At 69.2% G+C, this 16,523-nt stretch carries 20 protein-coding genes and 1 pseudogene; 15 read left to right on the top strand and 6 right to left on the bottom strand.

Translation table 11 applies throughout. The features are described from left to right. The first annotated feature begins 108 nt into the window (after positions 1–108). The 3 genes from N8I87_RS18710 (at position 109) to N8I87_RS18700 (ending at position 3,346) form a co-directional block, all read left to right on the top strand. Positions 109–756 (top strand): RsiG family protein, encoded by a 648-nt coding sequence (locus N8I87_RS18710; RefSeq protein WP_263210256.1) that lies wholly within the window; start codon positions 109–111, stop codon positions 754–756. Between the two features lie 83 nt (positions 757–839). Beyond that, positions 840–2,093, top strand: coding sequence for a GNAT family N-acetyltransferase (locus N8I87_RS18705; protein ID WP_263210255.1), 1,254 nt, complete (start codon positions 840–842; stop codon positions 2,091–2,093). A gap of 335 nt (positions 2,094–2,428) precedes the next feature. Next, positions 2,429–3,346 carry a winged helix-turn-helix domain-containing protein gene (locus N8I87_RS18700; RefSeq protein ID WP_263210253.1) on the top strand — a complete coding sequence of 306 codons (918 nt, stop codon included), beginning with the start codon at positions 2,429–2,431 and terminating at the stop codon, positions 3,344–3,346. On the opposite strand, the gene N8I87_RS18695 is transcribed toward N8I87_RS18700, so the two are convergent. Further along, the gene (locus N8I87_RS18695; protein ID WP_263210251.1) at positions 3,341–3,529 is read right to left on the bottom strand and encodes a hypothetical protein; all 189 of its coding nucleotides are present in this window, start codon (positions 3,527–3,529) and stop codon (positions 3,341–3,343) included. The two genes, N8I87_RS18700 and N8I87_RS18695, sit on opposite strands and share 6 nt — an antisense overlap. 163 nt (positions 3,530–3,692) lie before the next feature. Between N8I87_RS18695 and N8I87_RS18690 the strand changes: the two genes are divergently transcribed. From N8I87_RS18690 to N8I87_RS44860, 5 genes are all read left to right on the top strand, one after another. Beyond that, complete coding sequence (locus N8I87_RS18690) at positions 3,693–4,571, top strand: FadR/GntR family transcriptional regulator (protein WP_263210250.1); 879 nt, start codon at positions 3,693–3,695, stop codon at positions 4,569–4,571. A gap of 29 nt (positions 4,572–4,600) precedes the next feature. After that, the gene (locus tag N8I87_RS18685) at positions 4,601–5,344 is read left to right on the top strand and encodes an HAD family hydrolase (protein ID WP_263210249.1); all 744 of its coding nucleotides are present in this window, start codon (positions 4,601–4,603) and stop codon (positions 5,342–5,344) included. Between the two features lie 138 nt (positions 5,345–5,482). Beyond that, positions 5,483–6,550 (top strand): aminoglycoside phosphotransferase family protein, encoded by a 1,068-nt coding sequence (locus N8I87_RS18680; protein WP_263210247.1) that lies wholly within the window; start codon positions 5,483–5,485, stop codon positions 6,548–6,550. Positions 6,551–6,603: 53 nt separating this feature from the next. Continuing rightward, positions 6,604–7,215 (top strand): TetR/AcrR family transcriptional regulator, encoded by a 612-nt coding sequence (locus N8I87_RS18675; RefSeq protein ID WP_263210245.1) that lies wholly within the window; start codon positions 6,604–6,606, stop codon positions 7,213–7,215. Between the two features lie 42 nt (positions 7,216–7,257). Further along, positions 7,258–7,920: a hypothetical protein gene (locus tag N8I87_RS44860; RefSeq protein ID WP_491743938.1), complete on the top strand. Its 663-nt coding sequence runs from the start codon at positions 7,258–7,260 to the stop codon at positions 7,918–7,920. 21 nt (positions 7,921–7,941) lie between these two features. Here N8I87_RS44860 and N8I87_RS18665 read toward each other — a convergent pair whose 3' ends face one another. Continuing rightward, positions 7,942–8,781 carry a nitroreductase/quinone reductase family protein gene (locus tag N8I87_RS18665; protein ID WP_263210243.1) on the bottom strand — a complete coding sequence of 280 codons (840 nt, stop codon included), beginning with the start codon at positions 8,779–8,781 and terminating at the stop codon, positions 7,942–7,944. A 162-nt stretch (positions 8,782–8,943) separates the two neighbouring features. Here N8I87_RS18665 and N8I87_RS18660 point away from each other — a divergent pair, with 162 nt between their 5' ends. Further along, on the top strand, positions 8,944–9,567 hold the full coding sequence (locus N8I87_RS18660) for an RraA family protein (protein ID WP_263210241.1): 624 nt from the start codon (positions 8,944–8,946) through the stop codon (positions 9,565–9,567). A gap of 12 nt (positions 9,568–9,579) precedes the next feature. Continuing rightward, positions 9,580–10,077: an HAD domain-containing protein gene (locus N8I87_RS18655; protein ID WP_263210239.1), complete on the top strand. Its 498-nt coding sequence runs from the start codon at positions 9,580–9,582 to the stop codon at positions 10,075–10,077. Here the strand turns inward: N8I87_RS18655 and N8I87_RS18650 are convergent. The 3 genes and pseudogenes from N8I87_RS18650 to N8I87_RS18640 all read right to left on the bottom strand — a co-directional run bounded on the left by N8I87_RS18650 (position 10,040) and on the right by N8I87_RS18640 (position 12,483). Next, a complete protein-coding gene (locus N8I87_RS18650; protein WP_263216984.1) occupies positions 10,040–10,234 on the bottom strand; it encodes a hypothetical protein in 195 nt (64 codons plus the stop codon). The two genes, N8I87_RS18655 and N8I87_RS18650, sit on opposite strands and share 38 nt — an antisense overlap. 85 nt (positions 10,235–10,319) lie before the next feature. Then, positions 10,320–10,820, bottom strand: a complete 501-nt coding sequence (locus tag N8I87_RS18645; RefSeq protein ID WP_411577249.1) for an NUDIX hydrolase — start codon at positions 10,818–10,820, stop codon at positions 10,320–10,322. A gap of 425 nt (positions 10,821–11,245) precedes the next feature. After that, a pseudogene (locus N8I87_RS18640) lies at positions 11,246–12,483 on the bottom strand (IS256 family transposase). Between the two features lie 296 nt (positions 12,484–12,779). Between N8I87_RS18640 and N8I87_RS18635 the strand changes: the two are divergent. Continuing rightward, entirely contained in the window at positions 12,780–13,001 is a 222-nt protein-coding gene (locus N8I87_RS18635) for a type II toxin-antitoxin system VapB family antitoxin (protein ID WP_181801051.1), read from the top strand. Continuing rightward, positions 12,998–13,417 (top strand): PIN domain-containing protein, encoded by a 420-nt coding sequence (locus tag N8I87_RS18630; protein WP_263210236.1) that lies wholly within the window; start codon positions 12,998–13,000, stop codon positions 13,415–13,417. The genes N8I87_RS18635 and N8I87_RS18630 overlap by 4 nt, the downstream gene beginning before the upstream one ends. 378 nt (positions 13,418–13,795) lie before the next feature. On the opposite strand, the gene N8I87_RS18625 is transcribed toward N8I87_RS18630, so the two are convergent. Continuing rightward, positions 13,796–14,488: a hypothetical protein gene (locus tag N8I87_RS18625; protein WP_411577381.1), complete on the bottom strand. Its 693-nt coding sequence runs from the start codon at positions 14,486–14,488 to the stop codon at positions 13,796–13,798. 267 nt (positions 14,489–14,755) lie between these two features. Between N8I87_RS18625 and N8I87_RS18620 the strand changes: the two genes are divergently transcribed. The 3 genes from N8I87_RS18620 to N8I87_RS18610 all read left to right on the top strand — a co-directional run bounded on the left by N8I87_RS18620 (position 14,756) and on the right by N8I87_RS18610 (position 16,401). Further along, positions 14,756–15,220, top strand: coding sequence for a helix-turn-helix domain-containing protein (locus N8I87_RS18620; protein WP_263210232.1), 465 nt, complete (start codon positions 14,756–14,758; stop codon positions 15,218–15,220). Positions 15,221–15,297: 77 nt separating this feature from the next. Beyond that, on the top strand, positions 15,298–15,945 hold the full coding sequence (locus tag N8I87_RS18615; RefSeq protein WP_263210230.1) for a hypothetical protein: 648 nt from the start codon (positions 15,298–15,300) through the stop codon (positions 15,943–15,945). Between the two features lie 108 nt (positions 15,946–16,053). After that, positions 16,054–16,401, top strand: coding sequence for a DUF2516 family protein (locus N8I87_RS18610; RefSeq protein WP_263210228.1), 348 nt, complete (start codon positions 16,054–16,056; stop codon positions 16,399–16,401). Positions 16,402–16,523: the final 122 nt, after the last annotated feature.

Raw genomic sequence — 16,523 nt, 5'->3', positions numbered from 1 at the left:
TGATCCTTAACCCCACATCTGGGGCCGTTCGGGGGCACTCGGTCACATAGCGGCCACTCGGGGTGGCACGATGCTTCCGTACGCCGGTCGAGGGGACGGTTGAGGCACATGAGCACACCGAGCACCGGGCAGCCGCCCGGGGCGGTCGCGGCCGCCCACGCGGGCGACCCGGACACGCACCGGCCGCCCGCGCAGCGCAGCGACAGCACACCGCTGCCCGCGGAGTCCTCCCCGAGTCCGTCGAGCGCGGGATACCCCCAGTCGCACGCCCTGACCCTGCTGAGCCTGCCGGAACTGCGCACCCTGCGCCGGGACGCCCAGCGCGACGAGGCGGATCTCAGTTATGTACGGCGGCTGTTGCAGGGGCGCATCGACATCCTGCGCGCGGAACTGTCCCGCCGCGGAGCGGCCTCGCTGGTGGCCCCCGACGACGCCTCCGTGGTGGCCCGGCTCCCGGAGATCCTCACCGACGCCCCGGCCCGCCACCGCTCCTCGGCCCGCCATGTGACCCTGGGCACGCCGCACAACGAGGAGTACCGGCAGCTGGCCGCCGAGATGCTCGCCGAGGTCGAGCTCTCCGATCTGCAGGCCCGCACCGACCTGGAACTGAACGCCGCGATGGGCCGCCTCGTCCGCTACGAGCAGCAGGTCTCCCGCCGCCGCCAGCACCTCCAGCGCACGACCGACGACTGCAGCGCGGAGATCGCACGGCGGTACCGGGACGGGGAGGCGCAGGTGGACGACCTGCTGACGTGAGGGGGCGTGGGGTGGTGCGGACCGGTGGGCGGGCGGTCGAAATCCCCGCGACACCCCGGCCGCCGTAGACCTACCGTGACCCCATGAGCCGCCCCGCCGCAGACATCGACGTCCGTCCCGTCACCGAAGCCGATTTCGCCGACTGGCACCGCGCGCTGAACACCGGATTCCTGCGGGAGCCGACCGTGACGCAGGAGCAACTGGAGGCCCGCCGGCACCTGTTCGTCCCCGGTCGGCTGCTCGGTGCCTTCGACGGCGACCGGTGTGTCGCGACCTTCCGTTCCTTCGCCCAGGAACTCACGGCCGTGGGCGGCGCGGCCGTCCCCGCCGACGCGATCTCCAACGTCACCGTCAGCCCCACCCACCGCCGCCGGGGCCTGCTCACCCGCATGATGAACCGGGACCTCGCCGCCGCGAAGGACCGCGGGGACGTGGTCGCCACCCTCATCGCCGCCGAGTACCCGATCTACGGCCGCTACGGCTTCGGCCCGGCCACCTCGATGACCGAGTGGACCGTGGACGTGTCACGCACCGGTCTGGACCCCCGCTGGTCGGGACCGCAGGACGGCGGCCGTATCGACCTCGTCGACGGCGAGGAGGTGCGCAAGACCGGCCCGGAACTCCACGAGCGCATACGCCGCACCCAGCCCGGTGCCGTCAGCCGCACCGAGCTGTGGTGGCGGGTGCAGACAGGCACCGTGCGCCCCACGGGCGAGTGGACCGAGCCCTTCTACGCCGCCTACCGCTCCCCGTCCGGTGAGGTCGAGGGCCTGGTGTCGTACAAGTCGGACGACAACTGGGTCGGCAAGCTGCCGAAGAACACGGCCGAGGTGAACTGGCTGCTCGCGGCGACCCCGGCGGCCGGGCGCGCCCTGTGGCACTACCTCTGCTCGATCGACTGGATCACCCGGGTCAAGACCGGCTGGCGGGCCCCCGACGATCTGCTCCCCCTCTTCCTGCCCGACCCGCGCGCGGCCGAGGTCAGCACGCAGGGCGACTGGCTGTGGGTGCGGATCCTGGACGTCGTACGGGCCCTGGAAGCGCGGACGTACGAGGCGACGGGCACGCTGGTGCTGGAGGTCGTGGACCGGCAGGGGCTGGCCGGCGGCCGCTACCGGCTCGCGGTATCGCCCTCGGGCGGATCCTGCGCGCCGAGCACCGAGGAGGCCGAACTGGTGTTGGACGTCGCCGACCTGGCCACGCTGTGGCTCGGCGACGAGTCGGCGGCTCGGCTGGTGGCATTGGGCCGGGTCCGGGAAGTACGAGAGGGCGCCGCCCGGCTGGCCGACGCCCTGCTGCACACGTCCGGGCGACCGTGGTGCCCGGACCTCTTCTGACGCCCCCTTCCTCCCGATGGCGGTGCTGAACTCGTCTCATCCGTAGCGAGCTGTTGAGTTGTGGCTGTGCGGTCGATGTGAAGTTGTCGGTGTTGAGTTGTGGCTGTGCGTTCAGTTGTGGCTGTGCCCGTGGTACCGCTGTGGTTCGTCACCGGCCGGTTCGGTCTTCCGGGCTCCCGGCTCCCCTCCGGAAGGGAGCCCGATCGGCCAACCACCGGGAAGCTTGACCATGTTGCTTAAGTTGGTGACCAACTCAACTGTACTTATCTCCGCTTGGGCGCGACTCATAACCACCTTCGCGTGAACTGCCGAAAGATGGCGGGAAGTTGTAGGGTTTGTGCGTGGACCCGGAACACGCCTCCGTCAATGGGCGGGAGAGGTCACAGCGGCCACAGAAGTCACACCGCGACGTGGCCGACGAGTTGCGCACCCGGATCAGATCCGGCGTGCTGCGGCCGGGTCAGCGCATGCCCACTCAGGCCAAGCTGGCCGACGAGTTCGGCGTGGAGCGCGGGGCCGTACGCCTGGCGCTGCGCATCCTGCAGTCGGAGCACCTGCTCACCGACATGACGAGGGGCAGCCCGGCCACGGTGGCCCCGAATCCGGTCCCGCCCCTGCTCACGGCCGGCCCCGGGGCGCCTCCGCTGCCCACCATGGTGGCCCTGGCCCCGCGGACGGCCGCCGCCTTCGCGGCCCAGCACGTCGAGATCGACGCCCTGTGCCTGACCTCCGTCTCGCTCACGCTGGCGATCGGCGAACCGCTGCGCCAGATCCACGCCGGGCGACTGAAACCGGCCAAGGTCGACGTCCGGGTCCTGCTGCCGAGCCGCGACATCGATCTCGCCTTCCCGGCGCCGGTGGACGACGCCTCGGCCGCCGGCCTGCTGCACCGGCGCTGGCTGGCCCAGCGCAACGCCCAGGGCCAGGTGCTCGAGCACAACCTGCTGGCGCTGCGCGCCACGCACGGCATGGACGTGCGCGTCTCCTTCCGCGCCCTGCCGTTCACGCCGCCGGTGAAGCTGTATCTGCTCAACGGCACGGAGGCCCTCTTCGCGTACTACACGCTGACCCGGCGTGAGCGGGAGATCGAGCACGAGCACCTGGAGATGTACGACGCGGAGGGCACCCGGTCGATGCTGTTCGCCTTCGAGCAGGGTGCCGGCCCGCGGGACGCGACGTTCGTGGAGCAGTCCCACCTGTGGTTCAACGCGCTGTGGGAGACGATCAGCACGGAACTCGTCCTGACGTCATAGGGCCGGCCCCGCGAGCAGGATCGCGAGGAGCACGGCACCGGCGGAGCTGACGGCGGGGCTCTTGGCCTTGATGCCGATACTGAACAGCAACAGGCCGACAATGCCGGTGGCACCGTACTTCCACTGGACGAGTTGCTCGAAGCCGATGACGAAGACGGCGGAGATGAGAGCGAGGGCAGGCACGATGATTCCCCCTTCGGGCTGCCGGTGTGCGGAGACAAGGGAAGCAAAACTTCCGCCAACTCAACCAAGTTGGCAACCAACTCTGATTAAGTTGTCCCCACTTGGTGGCCAGTCATAAACAACTTTCGGACAACTCCCCTTAGATGGATCAGAGTTGTAACGTTTGGTCGTGACTCAGGAGAACGTGGCAGTGAACGGCAGCAGAAGGCTCACTCCCGAGGAGATCGCCGACACCCTGCGGGAGCGCATCCGCGTCGGTGAACTCAAGGCGGGGGACCGCCTGCCCACGCAGGCCGAGCTCGCCGAGGAGTTCGGCGTGGAGCGCGGCGCCGTACGCCAGGCCCTGCGGTCGCTCCAGGCGGACGGCCTCCTCAGCAACGTCAGCAAGGGCAGCCCGCCGCGGATCGCGGAGCCGGCCCCCGCCCTGGACGAGCCCCAGCCCACGATGGTCGGCCTCGGACCCCGCCTGGCGGAGGCCTTCTCGGCACCGCGGGTCCGGGTCGACGCGGTCTGCCTCACGGCCGAGAGCCTGATCCCGGCGCTCGGTGAACCCCTGCGTCAGATCCACGAGGGCCGCATCCACCCGGAGACGATCGACGTCCGCATCCTGCTCCCGTCCCGGGACATCGATCTGGCCTTCCCGGTGCCCGTCGAGGGCCGCGGCGACGACGACCCCGTCCACCAGCGCTGGCTGGCGATGCGCAACGCCCAGGGTCAGGTCCTCCAGTACAACCTCCAGGCCCTGCGCTCCACCCACGACATCGACGTGCACGTCACGTTCCGCGCCCTGCCGTTCACCCCGCCGGTGAAGCTGTACCTGCTCAACGGCGCGGAGGCGCTCTTCGCGTACTACATGGTCACCCGCCGCGAGGAGTCGACGGACGGCGTGACCCTCGACATGTACGACGTGCTGGGCTCCAAGTCCCTCCTCTTCTCCTTCGAGAACCGCAGGGGCCCGAGGGACGAGGCGTTCGTGGAGCAATCCCAGAAGTGGTTCGACGCCCTCTGGGAAACCATCTCGACGGACCTGACACTCTCCTAGTGACTTCTGATACGCGGCAGACTGCACCGATGGTGGCGGGAACGGAGACCGAGGCGGAGATCGAGACGGCGGGGCTCCGGGAACTCGTGGCGCGCGCACGGGTGGTCCTGTGGGACTTCGACGGGCCGATCTGCCGGCTGTTCGCCGGTCACTCGGCCAACCGCGTGGCCCGCGAACTGGTGGAGTGGCTCGAAGGACGCGGCATGCGACGGCTGCTCACGGACGACGAACGCGCGGCCCCGGACCCCCATGTGGTCCTGCGCGCCGTGGACCGGCTGCATCCGCGCAGCGACCTGGTGATCGAGCTGGAGGAACGTCTCACCCAGGAGGAACTGCGCGCCGTTCCGTCCGCGATGCCCACCCCCTACGCGGACCCGCTGATCCGCACCTGGTCGGCCGTGGGCACCCGGCTGGCCGTGACGACCAACAACTCCCCGCGCACCGTCCGCACCTACCTCGCCAGCCGTGGCCTGCTCGGCTGCTTCGCCCCGCACATCTACGGCCGGACCGCGGAGCTGCACCGTCTCAAGCCGCACCCGCACTCCCTCAACCGTGCGCTGAGGGCCACGGGCGCCGATCCCGCCGCGGCCCTGATGATCGGCGACTCCCCCTCGGACCTCACCGCCGCCCAGGAGGCCGGGGTTTCGTTCCTGGGCTACGCGCGCAACGAGCGCAAGGCGAAGCTCCTGGTGGATGCCGGAGCGGAGCACGTCGTCGGATCGCTCCAGCCCGTACTGGACGCGCTCCGGCGACAGCCTCACGCTGCGCCATGACGCGAGTTCCGAAGTTCGCCCGCGGGCTCGGTCCTTCCCGTCGAATGAGCGGTTCTCCGCCACTCCTTGAGTCCCGTGGAGTAACGTGCCTCCACCCTTACCCCACTGGTTCCACCGGAAATGGCCTGAACCCAGAGAATGACTCCGAGAACGGTCTCCGACGTTCGGCTGCGGGCCGACGAGTTGAGTGGCGACGCGACCGTGGTGATCGGCCCGCTGGAGGGCTACCACCACGAGACGTACGTCTTTCCGCTGCCGGACGGGACGCGGATCGTCAAGTGCCGGGAGCCGCGCGCGCACATCCTCTGGTTCGACCGGCGCTGCTTCGTGTCGGAGGAGGAACTGCTGCGCGCCCTGGCAGGCCGCATCGCGCGCGTGCCCGAGATCGTCGACATGGAGGGCGTGGGGCTGCAGCGGTTCATCGAGGGCCGGACCCTCGGCGCATCGCGCCGGCTGTCCCGGCGGGTGCCCGAAGCGTTCTTCGGTCAAATCGTCGACCTGTTCCGGGAGATGACGCGGATCACGCCGGCCGATCTCGTCTCCGTCGAGCGCCGCTGCGCTCCCGAGGACCGTGCCGAGGACAGGGACAGTGACGGATTCCTGGAGCGTCTCGTCGTCTTCGTCGAGGAGCACGTCTACGCGAGGAACGCCGCGGAGTTCGGACCGCTGTTCCATGCCCTCGGTGTCGGCGAGGATGCGTTCACTCGCCTCAGGAAGCATGTCGCGGGACTGAAGGAACGACCCTTCTGCCTGCTGCACGCGGATCTGCACCGCGAGAACTTCATCGTCGACCCGCAGGGCCTGCTGTGGACCATCGACTGGGAACTGGCCATGCTGGGCGACCCCCTCTACGACCTGGCGACCCATCTGCACCTCATGCGCTACCCGGCGGACCAGGAACTCCGTATGACACATGAGTGGTGCCGGGCCGTGGAGCGTGTCCGGCCGGGCAGTTCCTACGGATGGGAACCGGACCTGCGGCGGATCCTCGGCTTCAAGCGGGCGCAGTCCGTCTTCACGGACGTCGTCCGGGTGTCGCTCTCGCTGTCCGGACGGGGTGAGCCCAACTGGTTCGCACTGCACGGAGCCGCGGGCAAGCTCCAGCGGGTCCTGATCGCCGCGGCCGAGCCGCTCGGGCTGGAGGAGGTGCCGAGCCGCTCGGAGATCACGGCCGCGCTCGTCCGGCACCACCGGGACCGACGCTGACCGCTCCGGCTCGACGGTCCGACCCTGGGTGCGGCAGTGCGTAGGCTCGGCGCATGGGTGAGGAGATGGGCCTGCGTGAGCGCAAGAAGATGCGGATGTACCAGGAGGTGTCCGCGGTCGCCGTACGGCTCTTCATGGAGAAGGGGTTCGACGCGGTGTCGGTCGCGGAGGTCGCCGCCGCGGCCGGGATCTCCAAGCCGACCCTCTTCCGGTACTTCCCGGCCAAGGAGGACCTCGTTCTGCAGCAGATCGCCGATCACGAGGGAGAGGCGGCACGGGTGGTGACCGGGCAGGCGCGGCCGGTCGACGCGCTGCGGCGGCACTTTCTCGACGGGCTGGACCGGTGCGATCCGATCACCGGGCTCAACGACGACCCCGGCGTGCTCGCCTTCCACTCCCTTCTGTACGGCACTCCGGCGCTGGTCGCGCGGCTGTACGGGTACCTGGAGCGGTCGGAGGACGCGCTGGCCGGGGCGCTCGGCGGGGGGCTGGACGCACGGCTCGCCGCCGCGCAGATCATCGCCGTGCAGCGGATCCTCGCGCAGGAGAACTGGCGGCGGGTGGCGGCCGGGGAGGGGGTGGAGCGGATCCGGGAGGACGCGGTGGCGGCGGCCGAGCGGGCGTTCGGGCGGCTCGAGGCTCTGATCAATATCGAGACACGGTAAAGAACGTAACTCAGTTACATAATTTCGCGTACGGTGGGGCGTATGACGTCACCCCGCCCCGCCCTCGACGACTCCCGGCACGACTCCCGGCATGACCCCCTTCGCGACTCCCTCCGCGACGAACGCGACTACCACGACGCCTGCCGCACCGCCCTCGCCGCCATGGTCGACGGCGCGGCCGAACGGGTCGTCACCGGCGAGGACGTCTCCGCCTCCGGTGCCGACGCCGAAGTCCTCGGGTACCAGCTGCGCAGCCGGGCCAAGGCGCTCACCGAACTGCCCGAAGGGCCGCTGTTCTTCGGGCGGCTGGACGTCGACGTACCGGCGGCCCGCTCGATGCGGCGGGACGGGGAACTGCGCATCCGGCACACCGACGACGTCCTGGGCGAGACCGTGGCCGCCGTACGGGACGCGCTCACCGGGGAGGGCTCCGTCGGGGTCGTCGCGGCGGACGCGGAGGCGGCCCGGGTGCGGGAGGCGCTCACGGCCGCCGGGATCGGGGCCGCGGACCCGGACGAGCTGGGCGCCCGGGTCGCGGTGGTGCCCGCGTCCCTGGCCAAGGGCCTGGAGTACGACCATGTCGTGGCCGTCGAACCGGCCGCCGTCGCGGAGGCCGAGGAACGGGGGCTGCACCGTCTGTACGTAGTACTGACCCGGGCGGTGTCACGCCTGGACGTGGTGCACGGACGGCCACTGCCCTTCTAGGTCGGCGGCCGCCCGTGAGGCTCAGACGGCGTCGAGCAGCGGGACCAACTGCTCCTCCTCGTAAGCGAGATGGGCCTCCAGCTCGTCCGTCAGCCGCTCCACCTCGGCGCGGGCGGCCGCCGGATCGGTACTCGCGCCGGACACCGCACCGCGCAGCCGCTCGACGAGGTCGGCGATGTGCTCGTGCTCCGTGCGCAGACGTTCCAGGACCGGGGCGAGCTGCGGGTGGAGGCCGGCGAGGTGCGGGAACAGGACGGTGTCCTCGCCGGTGTGGTGGTTGTGCAGGCCCTGGCAGAAGGTCAGGCAGTTGACGCGGAGCTGCGCGCCGAGCGCGGACCCGTTGCCATCCGCCATTTCATCCCGGATCAGGGCGAGTTCGCGCCGGAAGGCGTCGTGCACGAGCCGGATGGCCTCGCCCGGTGACCCGGCGGCGATGTGCGGCGGACCGCCCTTGGCGATCTCGTACAGCGCTACGACGGGAATCACCCGGTCCGTCTTCTCCTGGTACGCGGCCCAGCCCGGGTCGGCCTCGACCGCTCGCGCGAAAGCACGGTCGCGCTCCTCGCCGTCGAGCACGACGGCCCGTGCCTCGTAGGTGAACACGCCGCTCTCGACGGTCACCCGGGGATGCACGCGGAGGTTGTGGAACCAGTCCGGGTGCCTGGGGGAGCCGCCCGCCGAGGCGATGACCAGGACCCGGTCGCCGTCGGGGAGGTAGCCGACGGGGGTGGTGTGCGGGGTGCCGGTACGGGAGCCGGTGGTGGTCAGCAGGAGCAGGCGGGCGCCCTCGAAATGGCCGCCGACACGGCCGTGGTGGGCGCGGAACTCGTCGATTATCTGCTGGTTGAAGTCGTTGGGCACTCTTTCTTCTTTCTTCTTCCTCTGCGGATGGTGTGCGTGTGCGCGGAGGAAGAAGCGGCGGGCCCCTGGCCCGCCCCGGCCTCACTCGGAGGCCGGGTACCCAACTCGCTCGCGGCCCTTGGCCGACCCGGCAGTCATGACGGGGACGCTACTGTCCCTCGCATGACTGACGCCACCGACTTTCAGGGCATCCCCACGACCACCCTCGCCGACCTCCTGGGCCGCGCGCAGGTCATGGACATCGGCATACGGCCGCTGTGGGACCTCGTCCCGCGGGTCGCCGGTCCGGCGTTCACGGTCAGTTGCCCTCCGGGGGACAACCTGATGCTCCACGCGGCGATCCACCGTGCCCGGCCCGGCTCGGTGATCGTCGTGGAGTCGGGGGACCTGGACTACGCGCTGGCGGGCGGAAACGTCTGCGCGGTGGCCCAGCGCCGCGGCATCGCCGCCTTCGTCGCCGACGGGCTGATCCGCGACCTGGCCGAGGTGCGCGACATGTCCTTCCCGGTGTTCGCACGCGGTGTCATCCCGATCCCGGGCGAGAAGAAGGCCGTACGGCCGCTGAACGAGCGCGTCAGGTGCGGGGGTGTGCGCATCGGCGCCGGAGATGTGGTCGTCGCCGACGAGGAGGGTGTGGTGGTCGTGCCGGACGCCCGGCGGACGCAGGTGCTCGCGGACGCCCACGCCAAGCTCGCCGCGGAGGCCGCCGAGACGCTCGACATCTGGGAGGCGAAGCACCGGGCCCGTATCGACATGATTCTCGGCGCGAACGGCTTCGATGGCTGATCCTTACTGCTGATGCTTCTCTTCCTCGACGTCGACGGCCCGCTCATCCCGTTCGGAGCGACCGACCGCCCGTATCCGCGGTACGAGGCGGCCGCCGTCCCTCCGCAGGCCGTCACCGACCACCCGCTCCTGTCCCGGATCGACCCCGCCCTCGGCCCGCGGCTGGCGGCGCTGGGCTGCGAACTGGTGTGGGCCACCACATGGATGGACGACGCGAACGACGTCGTCTCACCCTGGCTCGGCCTGCCCCCGCTGCCGGTCGTGGAGTGGCCGGACGAGGACGAGCCGCCGCCCCTGCTGCACTGGAAGACCCGGCCCCTGGTCGACTGGGCGGGCGACCGCCCGTTCGTGTGGCTCGACGACGAGATCACCGAGGCCGACCGCGCCTGGGTCGCCGCACACCACCGCCGACCCGTGCTCCTGCACCGCGTCGAGCACTCCTACGGCATCACGGACGCCGACCTCACGGCGGTCAGGGAGTGGCTGCGGACGAACAGCCGGTCCATGTGACGTTGGGTGACCAGCGGACGGGGTTGCCGTCGGGGCCGTCGGTGAGCCAGGAGCCGTCGCCCAGGGGCACCAGTTCGTACGGGTTGGTCACCTCGACGGCGATCTCGCCGCCGATCGTGCCGGTGTGGGAGTTGCTCAACGAGCGGGAGTCGACCAAGCATCCGTACTCCCTATCACGATCAGCCGCTCTCACAAGGCGCGTTGGCCGCAAGCAGGCATCCCAGCCCGAGAGGCGAGAGAGGTCAGGACTGCGCGCTCCGGAACGCGAGATACCGGCTGAAGACCTCGTGGCTGTCGGGGGTGAAGCGCCACTCCAACAGGGCCGAGTCGAGCTCCGGCTCGGTCAGCCAGCCATGCCAGGCGACCTCATCGGGATCGGCGGTCACGGTGTCCGGCACCACGGCTTCGTGCACGCCGAGCCAGTGAGGACTCAAACCGCTGCGGTTGAGGAACGTGAACAGCAAGCGCGGCAGCACACGAATGCCCAGCTCTTCGGTCAGCTCCCGCGCGGCGGCCTGTTCATAGGACTCGCCGACATTTGCGGCGCCACCGACCTCGACCTCATAGAGTCCGGGGAAACGCGATACCTGCTCCGACCGTCGGTGGACGAGGATCCGTCCACGCTCATCACCACACACCGTCACGGCGACCCGGTGCAGCCAACCCTCCCGGATGGCCTCGCGACGGCTGACCACCTTCAGCACGCGATCTTGACCGTCGACACGCTCCACCAATTCATCCACGACGCACACCCTGGCAGAGCCCACCGACAGCGCCGTTTCTCGGCGACTCGCGGAGGCTGGCCCAAAAGCACCTGCACCAAGAGGCCGGACCCGGATGACGACAGTTGTCGTGCAAATACGACACCTATTGTCCGTTCCCAAAAGATCTGAATGGATGAGGTGTCTCCGAGCTGGGCTTTGTCAGCTCTGCTGGGACGGGCCGAAGCCGGGCGGCCCAGTGGATCTGAACGGTGTGTGCCTGCTTGTGGGTGGGCTGGTGTGGTCCCAATCGGTGACCACGAGCGGCGGACACGCCTACTGACCGACGAACCATTGAGCGCTTGGCGCCCCACCCTTTTTGGCAACTCTGGGAGGGTGCGGCGTCCGAATGGGTCACGTCCGCTGGAGTGGTGTATCGACGGCCACTCGGTGATCTCGTTTTGAGGCTATGCGGTGAGTTCGGTCGGGAGGACGGTCTCGTCGGTTTCTGACTCGATCGGGTGGAGGCGGGCCTTGGCCAGGAGGTCGAGTCCCATGTAGCGGCGGGCTTCGGTCCACTCGTCGTTCTGCTCGGCCAGCACCGCGCCGACCAGGCGGATCAGGGCGGTGCGGTCGGGGAAGATGCCGACCACATCGGTGCGGCGGCGGATCTCCTTGTTGAGTCGTTCCTGCGGGTTGTTCGACCAGATCTGCCGCCAGCTCTCGCGCGGGAACGCGGTGAACGCCAGCACGTCGCCCTGAGCGGCGTCCAAGTGGGCTGCGGCTTTGGGGAACTTGGCTTCCAGGGCATCGAGGACGTGGCGCATCTGGGCCTGGACGGCTTCGGTGTCGGGCTGTTCGAAGACGGTCCGCAGCAGGGTGGCCACCCACGGCTGGGCCGACTTGGGGACCTGGCTGAGCAGTGCGCGGGCGTAGTGAGTACGGCATCGCTGCCAGCTCGCGCCGGGCAGGGTGGCCCCGATCGCGTTGACCAGGCCCATGTGCGCGTCGGAGATGACCAGTTGGACGCCGGACAGGCCGCGGGCGATCAGTGAGCGCAGGAAGGCCAGCCAGCCGGCGCCGTCTTCGGCGGTGGCCACGTCCAGGCCGAGAATCTCGCGGTGCCCGTCGGCATTGACGCCGACCGCGATCAGCGCGTGGACGTTGATGATCCGGCCGCCCTCGCGGACCTTCTGCGTGAGCGCGTCCACCCAGACGAACGCGTAGGGCTTGCGTCCAGGGGGCGATTACGGAACGCGGCGACCTGCTCGTCGAGGTGCTTGGCCATCGCGCTGACCTGCGACTTCGATAGCTGGGTGACGCCGAGGGTCTCGGCGAGCTTCTCCACTCGGCGGGTCGAGACGCCCAGCAGGTAGGCGGTGGCGACCACCGAGATGAGGGCCTGCTCGGCCCGCCGGCGTCGCTCCAGCAGCCAGTGCGGGAAGTAACTGCCGGACCTGAGCTTGGGGATGGCGAGTTCGACGGTGCCCGCCCGGGTGTCCCACTCGCGTGGGCGGTATCCGTTGCGGTGGTTGACTCGCTCGTCGCTGACCTGCCCGTATTCGGCGTTGCAGAGGGCGTCGGCCTCGGCGGACATGAGCGCGTCGGCGAACGTTTTGACCATCGCGCGCAGCAGATCGGGACTCGCCGCAGCGAGGTTGTCCTCGGCGAGGACATGCAGGGGCAGACTGTCGGGTGCGGTCATCGTGCTGATCTCCTTCGGGCTTCGACACCTCGAAGATCAGCCGGTGGCCGTTCATCTATGCGGGCCTCATCCCAACGCCGGAGCAAACCCCCGGATCAGGTCGAACCCGTACACCATCTCCCTGGACGCAACCTCCGAAAATGAAGGTATGCAGTCCGCCCGGGGCGAAGCCGCGACCTCGTCTGTCGGCGTTCAGCGAACCACGACAGGAGGTCTGGGGGCGGAACGCGCCGGTGACAGACGTGCACCCCGCGGATACATATACTGGATATTGCCCTTGAATAAAGGAGTCCAGTATGAGCGTGACGACGATCGACCTTGATGACGATGCGCTGGAGAAGGCCATGCGTGTCGCCGGTGGTGGCACCAAGAAGGATGTGGTCAATGCCGCACTTCGCGAGTACGCCGAACGCCATGAGCGTGCCGCGCTCGTAGCCAAGCACTTCCACGCCGCCCAGCAGTGGGACTACGAGGGCTGGCAGCAGCGCCGCGTCGAGGACAAGCAGGGTGGCGCGTGATCCACTACCTGCTCGACTCCTCGGGTCTGTGGCGCCTCCTGCGCGAGGAGCAGCTGAGGGACGCGTGGCTGGAGACCACCACCCTCCGGGCCATCGGGTCGTGCGCTGCCCAGCGGGCCGAGTTCCGGCGCTCAGCGCGCAACGCGGTGGAGTACGAGGCCATGGGGGAGATGTTCACGGATCTGTACCCTGACGTACCTCTCCCGAAGAGGTTGTGGGACTGGGTCGACACAGCGCAGTACGCGCTCGCCGAGAAGGGGGCCCTCGGTGCGGCCGGGCCGCTTGACCTGATGATCTGCGCGACCGCCGTGCATCATGGACTGGTTGTACTGCACGACGACGCTGATTTCGTCACTGTGGCCCGCTTCCTGCCCGACGTCAGTGAGCGGAATGTGCGCAACGCTCCAGGCCTCTAGCGCCCTTGGCCGTCGTGGACACGCGAGTACACCGGAGCCCCGCCTTCATCACGCACCCGGCCGAGCCGACAGCGGGGTACGTCGTGGAAGACGTGGGCGACGCTTCTGACAGGCCAGGCGCGGAGTTCGTCTTCGTCGTGCGGCGCCTGCAGGACAACCTGCGAGAGACCTCGCTGCGCAGATCGACCGGGACCCGATCACATCGCCGAGCAGATTCCGTGGGAGTCCGCACAAACACTGGGAACGGACAGGACAGAGGCCGCTGTCCTGTCTCAGATAAGTGTGGGCGGGGCGATGTCCTGACCTGCGGTGCCTACGGTTGTTTGGGATGAGTTGATGGCTGGTGTCCCACTCAACCCGTAGGCAGCTCTTCTGGCGTTAGGCGGCTTCGTCGCCCAGCGGGTAGCCGATCTCGGCAGTGTCCTTTGCCAGGGCGTCCATCGCGACCTCGGGGTTCAAAGCCGCAACCACCTCGCTCGTCAGGGGACGCAGTGCAAATACGTGCTGGATGGCTGCGAGGGACACCGGGATTTCGTAGTAGTCCTCGGCGAAGCGCTGGAAGGCTTCCGGAGACCGATCGGTCAGCAGCTGGAACAAGTGCTCGGAGCCATCCGGATCGCTGGCACCGTCGTCAGGAAACTCGATCGTCCCCACATTCCAAGCTCCGTCGCCCACCTCCCGCCATGCGCAGGCGGTCACGACGGGCATTCCGTCCTCGTTGGCGAACGCGGGCTCCTCGACGCAGGAGCGGAAGGCTTCCGGGACGTCGTCCAGCACGCCGGGCCAGGGTCCGTCATTGGCATAGGGACTCATGTGTGACTCGTGGGCGAAGCCACGAATGTAGGCACCGATGGCCGAGAACACGATGGAAAACTCGTCTCCCGAACCGTCGCGCATCGAGGTCATCTCTTCCCCGGCGGACCAGTGTGTGTCGAAGGAGTAGTGCCGATCGGCCCAGTCCGGGCTGAGTATCGCTTCCAGCATCGCCATCGAGCGGCAGTGGTCGCGAAGCGCGGGAATCTCGGGCAGTCGCCGAGCGACATCGTGGATGGTCACGTCTGCATCCAACATCAGGGGTCTGACAGTCATAGCAGCGCGGAGGGTCGAGCGACTCTGCGCACGAAGGTGCCGATGCGGCTGCCGAGTCCTCCACTGGAACACCCCGGAACTTGCCTACAGATGACCGGGACAGTGGTCCGCTTGCCCACAGAAGAGCGGGACTGCCTACACATCGCTGGGACCGGACAGCCGCCGAGTAGAGCCCCCGCACAAGTGGCGTGACGCACAATTGCAAGCAGGTGCTTGCAATTGTTAGCGGGGGTGGGGCAAGGTGGGGGCATGGCATCGCTCAACGTCGGCAATCTCGGTGAGTATCTGCGCGAGCAGCGTCGCAGTGCGCAGCTGTCGCTCAGGCAGCTCGCCGATGCCGCCGGGGTGTCCAATCCGTACCTGAGCCAGATCGAGCGCGGGCTGCGCAAGCCGAGCGCGGAGGTGTTGCAGCAGGTCGCCAAGGCCCTGCGGATCTCCGCCGAGACGTTGTACGTCCGCGCCGGCATCCTCGACGCCGAGCGGGACCTGGACGAGGTGGAGACGCGCGCCGTCATCCTCGCCGATCCCACGCTCAACGAGCGGCAGAAGCAGGTGCTGCTGCAGATCTACGAGTCCTTTCGCAAGGAGAACGGATTCGCAGGCGTCGCGGACGGCGACGGTACGGAGGAGACCCGGCCCCACGACGACACCACCGTGCGCGGCACCCGCACGGCCGACACGAGCGAAGCCGATCCGCAGCAGACGGCCAGCTGAACCGGACCAGGGCGCCGGCCGCCCGACTGCGGACCACAAGACCCTCAGCCGAATGTGAATCCGGGAGGACCCTCACCATGGCCATCACCGACGATCTGCGCAAGACCTTGAGCGACCCGACCCCGCTCTACTTCGCGGCCGGCACCGCCGACCTGGCGTTCCAGCAGGCCAAGAAGGTGCCCGCGCTGGTCGAGCAGCTGCGCTCCGAGGCCCCGGCCCGTATCGAGGCCGTCCGCAACACCGACCCCAAGGCCGTGCAGGAGAAGGCGGCCGCGCGTGCCAAGGAGGCCGGTGCCAAGGCCAAGGAGGCCCAGGAGACCATCCAGGCCAGGGTCAACGAGTTCATCGGTGCCCTCGACGGTGACCTGAAGAAGCTTGGCAGCACGATCGACGCGGACCTCAAGAAGCTCGGCGAGTCCGCCCAGGACCTCGCCCTGCGCGGTGTCGGCGTCGCCGCCGAGTACGCCGTGAAGGCCCGGGAGACCTACGAGAAGGTCGCCGAGCACGGCGAGCAGACCGTGCGGGCCTGGCGCGGCGAGGCCGCCGAGGAGATCGAGGAGCTCGCCGTCGCCGTCGAGCCCAAGGGTGAGCCGGACCGGGCCAAGTCCGAGCCGAAGCCGGCCGAGGCCGCCGCCGAGGCCGCCCCGGCGAAGAAGCCGGTCGCCAAGAAGGCCCCGGCCCCGCGCAGGGCCACGGCCAAGAAGAGCACGCCGCCCGCCAAGTAAGCCGGGTGCGGGCGACCATGCGCATGGGCCGGGCACCCTTGGGGTGCCCGGCCCGTTGTACGGGTACGGTGGCCGCGTAGGAGTCGGGAGAGAACGGGCGGTGGCGGCATGTTGATGTTGGGCTTCACGGGGTTCCTGGGACTGCTGAAGATCGTCCTGATGGCCCTCGCGGCGTTCGGGCTGTTCGACGCCGCGTTCCGGCGCGAGGACGCCTTCCGCGCGGCCGACAAGCAGAACAAGATGTTCTGGCTGATCATCCTCGGCATCGCGCTCGTGGTGAGCTATCTCTTCTCGATCCTCTCGATCCTGCCCATCGCGGGCGTGATCGCGAGCATCGTCTACATCGTGGATGTGCGCCCCGCGCTGAAGCATGTCTCCGGCGGCGGCCGTGGCTGGGGCCGCCGCGGCGGAAGCAGCAGCGACGGTCCGTACGGGCCGTACAACGGCGGCCGCTGACCGGTTCTCCTACGGCAGCCACTGACCAGATCTCCTACGGCGGCCGCTGACCGGATCCCGTCACACGGGGCACCCGGTCCGGTCCCTCGCGGCCTCCGGTCCGGTGCGGTCCTTCACGGCTC

Origin of the sequence: Streptomyces sp. HUAS 15-9, assembly GCF_025642155.1 — a bacterium.
Classification (GTDB): Bacteria; Actinomycetota; Actinomycetes; order Streptomycetales; family Streptomycetaceae; genus Streptomyces.
This window is presented reverse-complemented; position numbering and strand designations above follow the sequence as displayed.

What these genes read in the sequence shown, in the direction of transcription:
- N8I87_RS18710 (WP_263210256.1), top strand. Translation starts at nt 109, where the DNA reads ATGAGCACACCGAGCACCGGGCAGCCGCCCGGGGCGGTCGCGGCCGCC.
- N8I87_RS18705 (WP_263210255.1), top strand. Translation starts at nt 840, where the DNA reads ATGAGCCGCCCCGCCGCAGACATCGACGTCCGTCCCGTCACCGAAGCC.
- N8I87_RS18685 (WP_263210249.1), top strand. Translation starts at nt 4,601, where the DNA reads ATGGTGGCGGGAACGGAGACCGAGGCGGAGATCGAGACGGCGGGGCTC.
- N8I87_RS18680 (WP_263210247.1), top strand. Translation starts at nt 5,483, where the DNA reads ATGACTCCGAGAACGGTCTCCGACGTTCGGCTGCGGGCCGACGAGTTG.
- N8I87_RS18675 (WP_263210245.1), top strand. Translation starts at nt 6,604, where the DNA reads ATGGGTGAGGAGATGGGCCTGCGTGAGCGCAAGAAGATGCGGATGTAC.
- N8I87_RS44860 (WP_491743938.1), top strand. Translation starts at nt 7,258, where the DNA reads ATGACGTCACCCCGCCCCGCCCTCGACGACTCCCGGCACGACTCCCGG.
- N8I87_RS18660 (WP_263210241.1), top strand. Translation starts at nt 8,944, where the DNA reads ATGACTGACGCCACCGACTTTCAGGGCATCCCCACGACCACCCTCGCC.
- N8I87_RS18655 (WP_263210239.1), top strand. Translation starts at nt 9,580, where the DNA reads ATGCTTCTCTTCCTCGACGTCGACGGCCCGCTCATCCCGTTCGGAGCG.
- N8I87_RS18635 (WP_181801051.1), top strand. Translation starts at nt 12,780, where the DNA reads ATGAGCGTGACGACGATCGACCTTGATGACGATGCGCTGGAGAAGGCC.
- N8I87_RS18625 (WP_411577381.1), bottom strand. Translation starts at nt 14,488, where the DNA reads ATGTTGGATGCAGACGTGACCATCCACGATGTCGCTCGGCGACTGCCC.
- N8I87_RS18620 (WP_263210232.1), top strand. Translation starts at nt 14,756, where the DNA reads ATGGCATCGCTCAACGTCGGCAATCTCGGTGAGTATCTGCGCGAGCAG.
- N8I87_RS18615 (WP_263210230.1), top strand. Translation starts at nt 15,298, where the DNA reads ATGGCCATCACCGACGATCTGCGCAAGACCTTGAGCGACCCGACCCCG.
- N8I87_RS18610 (WP_263210228.1), top strand. Translation starts at nt 16,054, where the DNA reads ATGTTGATGTTGGGCTTCACGGGGTTCCTGGGACTGCTGAAGATCGTC.